The sequence below is a fragment of the Microbacterium sp. MYb62 genome (assembly GCF_002979475.1).
GTDB lineage: Bacteria > Actinomycetota > Actinomycetes > Actinomycetales > Microbacteriaceae > Microbacterium.
This window is the reverse complement of sequence record NZ_PCOY01000017.1, coordinates 38,135-50,101: the sequence shown is the minus strand read 5'-3', so window position 1 is coordinate 50,101 and position 11,967 is coordinate 38,135. Positions and strand designations below refer to the sequence as shown.

12 protein-coding genes are annotated in these 11,967 nt (G+C 70.5%); 7 read left to right on the top strand and 5 right to left on the bottom strand.

All coding sequences use genetic code 11. The features are described from left to right. Positions 1 to 77 precede the first annotated feature (77 nt). Positions 78 to 743, top strand: coding sequence for a type 1 glutamine amidotransferase domain-containing protein (locus CQ042_RS15135; RefSeq protein WP_105671283.1), 666 nt, complete (start codon positions 78 to 80; stop codon positions 741 to 743). A gap of 72 nt (positions 744 to 815) precedes the next feature. Here CQ042_RS15135 and CQ042_RS15130 read toward each other — a convergent pair whose 3' ends face one another. From CQ042_RS15130 to CQ042_RS15110, 5 genes are all read right to left on the bottom strand, one after another. After that, entirely contained in the window at positions 816 to 1,949 is a 1,134-nt protein-coding gene (locus CQ042_RS15130) for a bifunctional 2-methylcitrate synthase/citrate synthase (RefSeq protein WP_105671282.1), read from the bottom strand. A gap of 77 nt (positions 1,950 to 2,026) precedes the next feature. Further along, on the bottom strand, positions 2,027 to 2,935 hold the full coding sequence (gene prpB / locus CQ042_RS15125; RefSeq protein WP_105671281.1) for a methylisocitrate lyase: 909 nt from the start codon (positions 2,933 to 2,935) through the stop codon (positions 2,027 to 2,029). After that, positions 2,935 to 4,461 (bottom strand): MmgE/PrpD family protein, encoded by a 1,527-nt coding sequence (locus CQ042_RS15120; protein WP_105671280.1) that lies wholly within the window; start codon positions 4,459 to 4,461, stop codon positions 2,935 to 2,937. The genes prpB and CQ042_RS15120 overlap by 1 nt, the downstream gene beginning before the upstream one ends. Positions 4,462 to 4,464: 3 nt before the next feature. Continuing rightward, positions 4,465 to 5,145 (bottom strand): GntR family transcriptional regulator, encoded by a 681-nt coding sequence (locus tag CQ042_RS15115; protein ID WP_105671279.1) that lies wholly within the window; start codon positions 5,143 to 5,145, stop codon positions 4,465 to 4,467. Positions 5,146 to 5,179: 34 nt separating this feature from the next. Further along, positions 5,180 to 6,187, bottom strand: coding sequence for a DMT family transporter (locus tag CQ042_RS15110; protein ID WP_105671278.1), 1,008 nt, complete (start codon positions 6,185 to 6,187; stop codon positions 5,180 to 5,182). 39 nt (positions 6,188 to 6,226) lie between these two features. Between CQ042_RS15110 and CQ042_RS15105 the strand changes: the two genes are divergently transcribed. The 6 genes from CQ042_RS15105 to CQ042_RS15080 all read left to right on the top strand — a co-directional run bounded on the left by CQ042_RS15105 (position 6,227) and on the right by CQ042_RS15080 (position 11,962). Continuing rightward, positions 6,227 to 6,763 (top strand): CGNR zinc finger domain-containing protein, encoded by a 537-nt coding sequence (locus tag CQ042_RS15105; RefSeq protein ID WP_105671277.1) that lies wholly within the window; start codon positions 6,227 to 6,229, stop codon positions 6,761 to 6,763. 231 nt (positions 6,764 to 6,994) lie between these two features. Beyond that, positions 6,995 to 7,570 (top strand): glucose-6-phosphate isomerase family protein, encoded by a 576-nt coding sequence (locus CQ042_RS15100; protein WP_105671276.1) that lies wholly within the window; start codon positions 6,995 to 6,997, stop codon positions 7,568 to 7,570. A 9-nt stretch (positions 7,571 to 7,579) separates the two neighbouring features. After that, a complete protein-coding gene (gene xylB, locus CQ042_RS15095; protein WP_105671275.1) occupies positions 7,580 to 9,070 on the top strand; it encodes a xylulokinase in 1,491 nt (496 codons plus the stop codon). Further along, the gene (locus CQ042_RS15090) at positions 9,046 to 10,035 is read left to right on the top strand and encodes a phosphoglycerate dehydrogenase (RefSeq protein WP_105671274.1); all 990 of its coding nucleotides are present in this window, start codon (positions 9,046 to 9,048) and stop codon (positions 10,033 to 10,035) included. The genes xylB and CQ042_RS15090 overlap by 25 nt, the downstream gene beginning before the upstream one ends. After that, positions 10,032 to 10,991: a shikimate dehydrogenase gene (locus CQ042_RS15085; protein ID WP_105671273.1), complete on the top strand. Its 960-nt coding sequence runs from the start codon at positions 10,032 to 10,034 to the stop codon at positions 10,989 to 10,991. The genes CQ042_RS15090 and CQ042_RS15085 overlap by 4 nt, the downstream gene beginning before the upstream one ends. Continuing rightward, entirely contained in the window at positions 10,991 to 11,962 is a 972-nt protein-coding gene (locus CQ042_RS15080) for a phosphotriesterase (protein ID WP_105671272.1), read from the top strand. The genes CQ042_RS15085 and CQ042_RS15080 overlap by 1 nt, the downstream gene beginning before the upstream one ends. Positions 11,963 to 11,967 lie beyond the last annotated feature (5 nt).

The window sequence follows — 11,967 nt, the reverse complement described above, 5'->3', positions numbered from 1 at the left end:
AATCAGTGCCGAGACCGTGCCGTTGTCCTCGGTATCGCATCCGCACGGCTTCTGCCGTCCGACCTTCTGGAGCACGCATGTCCTCTGTTCTCTTCGTCGTCACCGGCGCCCGCACCTGGACCCTCGCCGATGGCACCGCGCACGCGACCGGCTACTGGGCGGAAGAACTGCTGACCCCCTACCGCCTGCTCAGCGAGGCCGGCCACACGGTGTCGTTCGCGACCCCGGGTGGCGTCGCACCGGTGGCCGATGCGTCCAGCCTCGCCGAGGGCGACGCCGAGTCGATCGCCGCGATCGACGAGCTCATCGCCCCGCTGGTTCTGGCCGACGTCGACCCCGCTGCGTATGACGCGGTCTACTACCCCGGCGGTCACGGCCCCATGCAGGATCTGGCGGTCGACGAAGACTCCGCCGCGCTGATCACGGCGACCCTCGCCGCCGGACGCCCGCTCGCCGCCGTCTGCCACGGGCTCGCGGCTCTGCTCCCGGCCCGCACCGCGGCAGGGGAATCGGTCGTGGCCGGACGCCGCATCACCGGGTTCACCGACGAAGAGGAGCGCATCGGCGGCCTCGCCGACCGTGCCCCGTTCCTGCTCGAGAGCGAACTGCGGGCACGGGGCGCCGAACTCGACATCGCCTCACCGTGGAGCGACCACACCGTGATCGACGGGCAGCTCATCACCGGCCAGAACCCCCAGTCGTCGGCATCCGCGGCTCGCGCGCTCGTCGCCGCGCTCGCCTGAGCGGGACCGAACACGCGAATGGCCCCGTCTGCTGCCGAGACGGGGCCATTCTTACGCCGAGACGTCGAATACTCAGGCGGTGACGTGCCGCTCGTCGGGGCCGTCGTAGAAGGACAGCGGACGGATGAGGGCGTTCGACCCGGCCTGCTCGATCACGTGGGCGGTCCAGCCGGTCACCCGCGCCGCCACGAACAGCGGTGTGAAGGTGAGGGTGTCGAAACCGATCAGGTTGTACGCCGGGCCCGAGGGGTAGTCGAGGTTCGGGTAGATGCCCTTGCGTGCGACGAACTCCGACTCGAGCGCGTCGTAGAGGGCCGCGACCTCGGGGCGGTCGTAGTGCTCCACGAGGGTGTCGAGCGCGGCCTTCATGGTCGGCACGCGGGAGTCGCCCTTCTTGTAGACGCGGTGCCCGAAGCCCATGATCTTCCGCTTCTCGGCGAGAGCCTTGTCGAGCCAGGGCACGACGTTGTCGGCCGTGCCGATGTCGTCGAAGATATGCAGCACCGCCTCGTTGGCGCCACCGTGCAGCGGCCCCTTGAGCGCGCCGATCGCACCGACCACGGCCGAGTAGATGTCGCTCAGCGTCGAGGCGATCACGCGTGCGGTGAACGTCGAGGCGTTGAAGGAGTGCTCGGCGTACAGGATCATCGAGCGGTTGAAGGCATCCACCACGACGGCGTCCGCCTCTTCGCCGAACGTCATCCAGAGGAAGTTCGCGGAGTAGTCGAGGTCGTCGCGCGGGGCGATGATCTCCTGGCCGCGACGACGACGCTGACCGTACGCGACGATCGCCGGGAGGGCGGCGAACAGGCGGATGCTGCGCTCGAGGTTCTGCTCCGGGCTGCCGCCCGCATCCAGCACCGAGCCGCCGGCACCGGGGTCGGAGGCCCCGATCAGGCTGACCGCGGTGCGCACCTCGTCCATCGGGTGGGCGTCGAGCGGCACCAGGTCGATCGCGGTCTTGACGTTGTCGGCGAGGGCGCGGTGCTTCCGCTCCTCGAGCCGGAACGCCGCGAGCTCTTCCGGAGTCGGCAGCTCGCCGTTCCACAGCAGGTACGCGACGGCCTCGAACGGCTGCGTGTCGGCCAACTCCTGCACCGGGTAGCCGCGGTACAGCAGGCTGTTCGTCTCGGGGTTGACCTTCGAGATCGCGGTCGTATCGACGACGACGCCCGCGAGGCCCTTCTTGATGTCCGGCTCGGTCATGGTCACTCCTTCGTGTACTTCGACTCGTCGCTTCGCTCCTCGCTCGGCAACCGAGTCGGCTGTCCGCTTCGCTGCACTCAGCGTTCGGTGGTGTCGAGTGTGAAGTTGAAGACGCCCGAGTCGAAATGGTTGTACGACTCGTAGTCGATCAGATCGTAGAGATCGGCGCGGTGCTGCATCTCGCCGAGCTTCGAGGTCAGGTGCCCCTCGTCGTTCAGCGTATCGAGCGCACGGCCCGCCGCCCCCATCGAGATGCGCAACAGCGACACAGGCCAGATGACCAGGTTCACCCCGGCGTCGCGCAGCTGGTCCACGGAGAACAGCTCGCTCTTGCCGAACTCGGTCATGTTCGCCAGGATCGGCACGTCGAGCGCCTCGGCCATCGCCTCGAACTCGGCCAGCGTGCGCATCGCCTCCGGGAACACCGCGTCGGCACCGGCATCCACCAGCGCCTTGGCCCGGTCGATCGCCGCATCCAGCCCCTCGACAGCCCGGATGTCGGTGCGTGCCATGATGAGGAAGTTCTCGTCGCGACGGGCATCGGCGGCGGCACGGATGCGCTTGATCGCGGTGTTCTCGTCGACCACGGCCTTGCCGTCGAGGTGGCCGCAGCGCTTCGGGTTGATCTGGTCCTCGATGTGCGTGCCGGCGAGGCCCGCGTCTTCGATCTCCTGGATCGTGCGGGCGACGTTCATCGGCTCGCCGAAGCCGGTGTCGGCGTCGACGATCGCGGGGAGGTCGGTCATCCGGGCGATCTGCTTCGCCCGACCGGCCACCTCGGTGAGCGTGGTGAGTCCGATGTCGGGCAGGCCCAGATCGGCCGAGAGCACGGCACCGGAGATGTAGACGCCGTCGAAGCCCTTCTGCTCGATCAGGCGGGCGCTCAGCGGGTTGAACGCACCGGGGAAGCGCAGCAGCTCACCGCTCGCGAGGCGCTCGCGGAACAGCCGGCGCTTCTCGGCGGGCGTGACGGTGGAGTACAGCATCAGAACAGCCCCGCGGGTGCCGGCGCCGCGTCGAGCAGGCCGGGCTTCGCGACGATCGACAGCTCGCCGACCTCGGCCGCGGTCAGCTCGGGCAGGCGCTGCACAAGGGCGAGGAACCGCTCGATCTCGGCCGGCTCGAGCACGGGCTCCGCCAGCAGACGGAACTTCGCGATGTAGTTCTCACGGGCGAACGGACGAGCTCCCAGCGGGTGCGCATCGGCCACGGCGATCTCGTCGACCACGGTCGAGCCGTCGGTCAGGCGGATCTCGACGCGACCGCCGAACGCCTTCTCGGCGGGGTCCTCGGAGTGGTAGCGGCGCGTCCACTCGGCATCCTCGGCCGTTGTGACCTTGTGCCACAGCGCGACGGTGTCGGCACGGCCCGCGCGCTCGGGGGCGTAGGAGTCGACGTGGTGCCAGCCACCATCCTGCAGTGCGACCGCGAAGATGTAGGGCACCGAGTGGTCGAGCGTCTCGCGCGAGGCGGTCGGGTCGTACTTCTGCGGGTCGTTCGCGCCGGAGCCGATCACGTTGTGGGTGTGGTGGCTGGTGTGGATGACGATCGACGCGATGTTCGCGGGGTCGCGCAGTGCGGGGTTCGAGGTGCCGAGCTTGCGGGCGAGGTCGATCAGCGCCTGGGCCTGGTACTCGGCGGAGTGCTCCTTCGTGTACGAGTCGAGGATCGCGCGCTTGGGCTCACCGGTGGCAGGCAGCGGCACGTCGTAGGACGCGTCCTTGCCGTCGAGCATCCAGGCGATCACGCCGTCTTCGCCTTCGTAGATCGGGGCGGGGCTGGTCTGCCCGCGCATCGCCCGGTCGACCGCCTCCACGGCCATCTTGCCGGCGAAGGCCGGAGCGTGCGCCTTCCAGGTGGAGATCTCGCCCTTGCGGCTCTGACGCGTGGCGGTCGTCGTGTGCAGTCCCTGGCCGACGGCCTGGTAGATGGTCTCGACGTCGAGGCCGAGCAGGGTGCCGATTCCGGCGGCGGCCGACGGGCCGAGGTGGGCGACGTGGTCGATCTTGTGCTTGTGCAGGCAGATCGCGCGCACCAGATCCATCTGGATCTCGTAGCCGGTGGCGATGCCGCGCACGAGAGCCCGGCCGTCCTTGCTGGCGTGCTGGGCGACTGCGAGGATCGGCGGGATGTTGTCGCCCGGGTGCGAGTACTCGGCGGCGAGGAATGTGTCGTGGTAGTCGAGCTCGCGCACGGCCACGCCGTTCGCCCACGCCGCCCACTCGGGGCTGGTGCGGTGGTCGAGCGCCGCACCGAAGAGGTTCGCGCCGACGCCGCCAGTCGAGACGGGGTGACTGAACGCCTGCGCGCGGGCCGCGTTGATCGGGGCGCGGGTGAGGGATGCCGCCGCCACCGAGGCGTTGTCGATGATGCGGTTGATGATCATGTCGACGACGTCCTGCTCGACCTCGACCTGGTCGGCCGCGACCTCGGCGATCTTCCAGGCGAGCTGGTCTTCGCGGGCGAGGTTCTCGTCGCTGCGGTGCACACGGACGTGGTGGGTGACGGTCATTTCTTATCCTTCGCTGGTGCGGGAATCGACATCGTTGGGGTCGAGTGAATCGAGGATGCCGGCGAGCGCGTTGTGCAGGTGCACGTGCGTGGCATGGGCGGCGAGGTCGCCGTCGCGGGCGGCGAGCGCCTCCGCGATCGTGCGGTGCTCGGCGGCGGAGGCCGCGAGGCGGGCGGGCTTGTCGCGGGCCATCCGACGCACACGCACGAGGTGCGTGCGCACGGTGCGCAGTGCCGACGCGATGTAGTCGTTGGCGACGGCGGCGTCGAGCGCGGCATCGAAGCGGGCGATCAGGGCGTAATACGCGTCGCGGCCCTCGACGGCGTCGAGGTCGACGTGCGCGAATTCGTCCGCGAGCGCCGCGAAGAGTGCGGCATCCCCGCGGGCGGCGGCGAGACGGGCCGAGCTCTCCTCGAGCGCGCGGCGGATCTCGAAGAGCGAGCGGATGTCGTCGGCATCCAGGTCGGCGACCACAGTGACCCGCGGCGACTGCTGCACGACGAGCCCATCCGCGATGAGCCGTCGCAGCGCTTCGCGCATCGGGGTGCGACTCACGCCGAGGCGTTCGGCCTGTTCGACCTCGCCGAGCACGAAGCCGGCGGGGAGGGAACCGGACTGGATGTCGTCGAGCAGCGCCGCATACGCACGATCGCTCGCGGAGGTGCGTTCGACGACGATGCTCATGCCCTCAGTGTATACATAAAGTCACAAATAGGGGTCAGTGTTCGCCTTGACTGCTCTCGTCGTATACATTCCTGACTGGGGGCACGGGCTCGATGAACTCCGGCGCCACGGGCTCTCCCAGCTTGACCACCACGACGCCGACGAGCACGAGCACTCCCCCGAGCGCCTGCAGCAGGTCGGGGAGCTGTCCGAGCAGAAGCCACCCGAACAGGAGTGCGGCAACGACCTCGGCGAGCGCCACGAAGGACGCGAGCCGCGAACCCAGCATCCGGGTCGAGGCGATGCCCAGCAGATACGCGAGCGCCGTCGCGACGACGCCCATCGCCAGCACCGGGACGAACCACGGCACGCTGCCGAACCGGTACGCGATGTCGTCGGTCGTCCATCTGATCGGCAGCACACCGATCGCGCCGGCGGCGGTGAGTCCGAATGCACCCAACAGCAGGCCGCTGCCGGCGAGGGCGATGGGCGGCAGACCCGTGTCGACCTTGGCCGAGAGCACGAAGTAGGTCGCGGCGCCGACCATGGCCCCGAGTGCCCACAGGATGCCGGCCACGTTCACGTCGGCCCCCGTGAGGATGTCGAGCATGAGCACCAGGCCGACGAACGCGATGGCGGCGCCGATGATGCTCCGACGGGTCGGCCGCTCACCGCGCCGCACCCACAGCCACAGCAGCACCGCGACCGGAGCGGTGTACTCGATGAGCAGCGCGAGACCGACATCCATGACCGCGACGGCCTGGAAGTAGAAGAGTTGCGTCGCAGTGACCGCGAGCAGTCCGTAGGCGAGGATCATGCCCGCGTTGCGCCGCAGCAACCCCCACCGCCCGCGAAGGGACAGGATCGTGGGGATGAGCAGCACGAGGGCGGCGACCCAGATGCGCGCGGTGACGGCGGCTCCGGGCGTCCACCCCGCATCGATGAGCCCCCGCGCCCACGCACCCGACATCCCGAAGGCGAACGCCGCGGCGATCGCGAGCGGCAGCCCGAGGCGCACCCCGTTCACCGCGGTGACCGTGATGTCACTGCTCACCTTGCTCATGATCGATGACGCTACTCTCGCCGGCTGTAAGATGTCAACATGATCTTCACCGATGACACGGAGGAGGCGCTGCGTTCCGCCGTCTGGCTTGCGAACTCGGCGGAACAGCCGGACACGCTCGTCGACCTCGATGACGAGCACGCGTTCCTCCAGGAGTTCCCCTACACGGGTCGACTCGACCGCGACGAGGAAGAGGTCGCCTCCCTGCGTCGATTGCGCCCGCGCCTGCGTGAGATGCTGCTCGCCCCCCGCGACGAGATGGCCGACCACGTGAACGATGCCCTCGCGGAGTCCCGCCTTACCCCCGCACTCCGTCGCCACGACGGCGTGGACTGGCACCTGCACGCCGTCGCCGACGACCATCCCCTCGCCGAACGCGTCCTGGTCGAGACCGCGATGGCCCTGATCGACGTCATCCGCGCGGACGAGGGCTCGCGCCTCACCGTATGCGCGGACGACACCTGCCAGTCGATCTCGCTCGATCTCTCCCGCAACCGCTCGAAGCGCTACTGCTCGACGACGTGCGCGAACCGCAACGCCGTCGCCGCCTACCGCGCTCGGCTCGCGGCGCACTGAGCCGGCGCGGCTCCGGCCGCCTCGGCCGCTCCGGCTGACGCTCAGCGCTCCGGTCGCAGTTCCTACCGGATTCTTCGCGATCAGGCGGCACCGACTGTGACCGGAGCTGCAGCAGGCGACACCAGCTGCGACCGGAACGGCACACGCTCTGGACGCAACCTGTCATAACAGGTACAGTGAACCTGTCATTACAGGTTGCGCAGCGCCGCAGCACCGTTACGAGGAGCACCGATGCCCGAGTTCCACACCCCGCCGATCTCTCCGATGGCGATCGCCTTCGACGCCGAGAAGCTGACGCTCTCCCCCGAAGGACCGACCCTCACCCGACGGATGTCCGACCTCGAAGGGCTCTTCCTCGACGCGGACGCCTGGGCCACGGCATCGGCAGGCGAGAACCCGGTGGTCTACACGGTCGTCAGCTCCCCCGTGCCCGAGGTCGACCGCGAGCTGCCGCAGTCGATCACCACGATCATGCCCGGCGACACCGGCGGCGAGCTCTGGATGACCAAGGGCCACCAGCACCCGGACCACCAGGGCGAGATCTACCTGGCACTCAAGGGCCAGGGGGGCCTGCTCATGTTCGACGGCGAGCGCACCGAGTGGCTCGACATGCTCCCCGGCACGATCGGCTACATCCCGCCGGGCTGGGCGCACCGCTCGGTCAACACCGGCGACGAGCCCTACGCCTTCCTCGCGGTGTATCCGGGAGGGGCAGGACACGACTACGGCTGGGTGCTCGAGCACGGCATGGGCTCGCGCGCCTACCGCGCAGCCGGCGGCGTCGACCTGCGTCCCTACGCGGAATAGGCTCCGGCCATGATCATCGCGCACGACCTGGGCACGACCGGGAACAAGGCGTCGCTGCACCACGACGACGGCCGGCTCGTCGCCTCGGTCACCGTCCCCTATCCCGCGCACTTCGCCGCGGGCGGGGTGGCCGAGCAGAACCCGGCCGACTGGTGGAACGCGGTGGTCGCGGCGACGCGTGACCTGATCGCCCGCACCGGCACCGCGACCGATGAGATCGCCGGACTCGTGGTGAGCGGCCAGATGATGGGCGCGGTGCTGCTCGACGCCGACGGCGAACCGGCTCGCCCAGCGATCATCTGGGCCGACACCAGGGCCGGTGCGCAGCAGCGCGAACTCGAGATCGCGATCGGCGCCGAGCGCGCCTACGGCATCCTGGGCCACCGCCTCAACCCGACCTACTCGGTCGAGAAGATCATGTGGGTGCGCGACAACGAGCCCGACACCTGGGCGCGCGTGCGCCGCGTCTGCGTCGCGAAGGACTTCATCGTGCTGCGCCTCACCGGGCGCCTCGCGACCGACCGCTCCGACGCATCCGGCACCAACGCTTACGACCAGGCCGCGGGCACGTGGTCGGACGAGGTGCTGCGGGCCGCGCGCCTCGACGCGGCGTTGTTCCCCGAGATCGTGGAATCCACGCAGATCGCCGGCACGCTGACGGATGCCGCAGCCGACGCCCTCGGCCTGCCCGCGAGCGTGCCCGTCGTGATGGGCGGCGGCGACGGTCCGATGGCGGCCGTCGGCTCGGGTGTCGTCGCGCCGGAGGACGGCGCGTACGTGTGTCTTGGCACCTCGTCGTGGATCTCGTTCGCGGCAGACGCCCCGCTGCACGACCCTGCGATGCGCACCTTCACGTTCGACAACGTCGTGCCCGGCTCGTTCGTGCCCACTGCCACGATGCAGGCCGGCGGCGCCTCGGTGCAGTGGATCGCCGAGGCCCTCTCCCCCGACCCCGCGCATCCCGAGACCGGGCGGCTGACGGCCGAGGCCTCCGCCGACGTCGACACCGACGACCTCTACTTCCTCCCCTATCTCCTCGGCGAGCGCTCGCCGATGTGGGATCCGGATGCCCGCGGCGCATTCGTCGGCCTCGCCCGGCACCACGGCAGGGCGCACCTCGTGCGGGCCGTGCTCGAGGGCACCGCGTTCAACCTGCTCAGCTGCATCCAGGCGTTCCGCGAAGCCGGCGCCGTGATCGACCGCATCGACGCGGTCGGCGGTGGAGCCCAGAGCGACGTGTACCTCTCGGTACTCGCCGACGTGTGGGGAGTGCCGGTGCGCCGCCGGACGATCGTGGAAGAGGCGAACAGTCTCGGCGCCGCGGTCACCGCCGCGGTCGGGCTCGGTCTCACCGACTTCTCGGCCGCCCGCGCCCTGAGCGAGGTCACCGCCGAGTTCACCCCGGACGCGGGGCGTCACACCGTCTACGCCGAGCGACACGCCCGCTTCGCCGACGCCTACACGGCCCTCGCGCCGTGGTTCGCCGGACGGCCGCTCTGATGGGCGTCATCCTCGTCACCAGCCGCTCATTCTCGGACGGCGACCTCGACCTGGTCGAACGCGCGGCGCAGGCCGGGCACCGCATCCTGCGCGGCCCCGCACATCACGACCTCGACGAGCTGCGGTCGCTGCTGCACGGCGCCGATGCCTGGATCGCCGGCACGGGCGCGGTCACCGACCAGCACTTCGCCGCGGCCCCGAAGCTCAAGGTCGTCGCCCGCTACGGTGTCGGCACCGAGTCGGTCGATCTCGATGCCGCACGCGACCGCGGCATCCCGGTGACCAACACCCCCGGCGCCAACGCCGACGCGGTCGCCGATCATGCTGTCGGACTGATGCTCGCCGCCCTCCGCTTCGTGCCCGACGGCGACCGCCGCGTGCGCGCGGGCGACTGGGGTGTGCGGCGCGGGCGCGAGCTCGGTGCCGCCACGGTCGGAATCGTCGGCTTCGGGCGCATCGGACAGGGCGTCGCTGCACGGCTGAGCGGGTTCCGGCCGCGCGTGCTCGCCGCCGATCCGTTCCTTCCCGACGATGTCGTGCGGGCGCGTGGTGCGGAACCCGCCTCGCTCGACGACCTGTTCCGCGCCGCGGACGTGATCACGCTGCACGCTCCGGGAGGGCAGCGGCTCGTCGACGCCGAGCGCCTCAGCGAGATGCGACCGGGCACCGTGCTGGTCAACACCGCCCGCGGCGACCTGATCGACGAGGCCGCGGTGGCACAGGCCCTGCACGACGGCATTCTCGCCGGCTACGCGGCCGACACCCTCGACGGCGATACGGCCGCACACGACAGTCCGCTGCTCGCACCGGAGCTCGCCGACCGCGTGATCGTGACCCCGCACCTCGGCGCGCAGACCACCCAGGCCGTCGACAACATGGGCTCGCTCTCGCTCGCCGACGTGATCGCCGTGCTCGCGGGATCGGATCCCGTCCACCCCGTCCCCGTCCCCGAGGAGACCCGATGACCACCACCGCCGACGCCGCCAGCCCCGCATCCGTCACCGCGTCCGCCGACTACATGGGCTTCGTCGGGGTGACCACCGCGTCCTCGTCGATCATGAAGGTCTTCCCCCTGTGGGCCGACATCCTGGATCTGCCGACCCGCACCCTGGTCGGCCACGACCTGCCGATGGATGCCGAGCCCGCGCAGTATCGCGCGATGGTCGAGCAGATCCGCGACGACCCGCACCACCGCGGCGCGCTGGTGACCACGCACAAGATGAACGTGTACGCCGCGGCATCCGACCTGTTCGACGAGCTCGACCCGTTCGCGGTGTCGTGCTCCGAGATCTCCAGCATCGCGAAACGCGGCACGGTCCTGTCGGGGCGTGCCAAGGATCCGATCACGGTCGACCTCGCACTGAACGACTTCCTTCCCCCTGACCACTTCGCGCGCACGGGCGCTGCGGTCGTGATCCTCGGCGCCGGCGGCTCGGGCACCGCGCTGAGCTGGGCGCTGGCCGAGCGCGACGACGCTCCTTCGAAGATCACGGTGACCGCCCGCACGCAGGACAAGCTCGACCATCTGCGCGAGGTGCACCGCCAGCACGCCACGCGCGAGGGACTGATCGAGTACGTCGTGACGGCGTCTCCCGCAGACGCCGATGCCCTGGTGGCTGCGGCCCCGGCCGGTTCCGTGATCGCCAACGCGACCGGGCTCGGCAAGGATCGCCCCGGCTCGCCCCTGAGCGACGACGTGGTGTTCCCCGAGGGGGCGTACGCGTGGGAGTTCAACTACCGCGGCTCGCTCGAGTTCCTCCACCAGGCCGAGGCGCAGGCGGCGACGCGCGGCCTGCACGTGGTCGACGGGTGGCGCTACTTCATCCACGGCTGGTCGCAGGTCGTGGCCGACGTGTTCGAGCTCGACCTCACGCCCGAGGTCGTCGAGCGACTCGCCGAGGCCGCGGAGTCGGTGCGCTGATGCCCGCCGTCGTCCGGACCGTGCTCGGCGACATCGCCCCTGCGCTCCTCGGGCGGGTGGACTATCACGAGCACCTGTTCCAGGTGTCACCACTGCTGCCGGGCGACGAACTCGACGACGAGACCGCCTCGGGCGAAGAGGCGGCCCTGCTGCAGGCGAGCGGGTTCGAGGCGATGGTGGATGCCACGCCGTTCGGCCTCGCGCGCGAGCCCGCAGCCCTGGCCCGGATCAGCGCCTCGACCGGACTGCACATCGTCGCGACGACCGGCCGGCACCGCGAGGCCCACTACGGCGCGGACCATCCGATGCAGGTGTGGACTGCCGACCGCCTGGCCGCCCTGTTCATCGCCGACATCACGCGCGGCATGCCCGCCGACGACGGCGCGGTCTTCGAGACCCCCGACGTGCCGGTCGCCGCCGCACCCGACGGCGGCCCCGTGCGCGCCGGACTGCTCAAAGGCGGCGCCGACTACTGGCGCATCAGCCCGTTCGAGCGCACCACGCTGATCGCCGTGGCCGAGGCGCACCGCGCGACGGGCGCGCCGGTCATGGTGCATCTGGAGTTCGGCACGGCAGCCCACGAGGTGCTCGATCTGCTGGTGGACGAGGGCGTGGCCGCCGACCGGGTCGTGCTGGCGCACGCCGACCGTGACCCCGACCCCGGGCTGCACGTCTCCCTCGCCGAACGCGGCGCCCACCTCGGCTACGACGGCTTCGCGCGTCCGCGCACCCGCTCCGACGCCGAACTGCTCGCCCTGACCGTCGCGGTGGTCGAGCGCGGCGCCGGTGACCGGATCGTGCTCGGCGGCGACGTCGCCCGGCGCACGCGATACATCGCCTACGGCGGCATGCCAGGACTCGCCTACCTCGGTGACCGCTATCTCCCTCGCCTCCGCGCAGCCGTGGGCGACGAGGCCGTGCACCGGATGCTGGTCACCAATGCGGCACGCCTGCTGACGCTCTCCGCCTGAGCGCG

What these genes read in the sequence shown, in the direction of transcription:
- CQ042_RS15135 (WP_105671283.1), top strand. Translation starts at nt 78, where the DNA reads ATGTCCTCTGTTCTCTTCGTCGTCACCGGCGCCCGCACCTGGACCCTC.
- CQ042_RS15130 (WP_105671282.1), bottom strand. Translation starts at nt 1,949, where the DNA reads ATGACCGAGCCGGACATCAAGAAGGGCCTCGCGGGCGTCGTCGTCGAT.
- prpB (WP_105671281.1), bottom strand. Translation starts at nt 2,935, where the DNA reads ATGCTGTACTCCACCGTCACGCCCGCCGAGAAGCGCCGGCTGTTCCGC.
- CQ042_RS15120 (WP_105671280.1), bottom strand. Translation starts at nt 4,461, where the DNA reads ATGACCGTCACCCACCACGTCCGTGTGCACCGCAGCGACGAGAACCTC.
- CQ042_RS15115 (WP_105671279.1), bottom strand. Translation starts at nt 5,145, where the DNA reads ATGAGCATCGTCGTCGAACGCACCTCCGCGAGCGATCGTGCGTATGCG.
- CQ042_RS15110 (WP_105671278.1), bottom strand. Translation starts at nt 6,187, where the DNA reads ATGAGCAAGGTGAGCAGTGACATCACGGTCACCGCGGTGAACGGGGTG.
- CQ042_RS15105 (WP_105671277.1), top strand. Translation starts at nt 6,227, where the DNA reads ATGATCTTCACCGATGACACGGAGGAGGCGCTGCGTTCCGCCGTCTGG.
- CQ042_RS15100 (WP_105671276.1), top strand. Translation starts at nt 6,995, where the DNA reads ATGCCCGAGTTCCACACCCCGCCGATCTCTCCGATGGCGATCGCCTTC.
- xylB (WP_105671275.1), top strand. Translation starts at nt 7,580, where the DNA reads ATGATCATCGCGCACGACCTGGGCACGACCGGGAACAAGGCGTCGCTG.
- CQ042_RS15085 (WP_105671273.1), top strand. Translation starts at nt 10,032, where the DNA reads ATGACCACCACCGCCGACGCCGCCAGCCCCGCATCCGTCACCGCGTCC.
- CQ042_RS15080 (WP_105671272.1), top strand. Translation starts at nt 10,991, where the DNA reads ATGCCCGCCGTCGTCCGGACCGTGCTCGGCGACATCGCCCCTGCGCTC.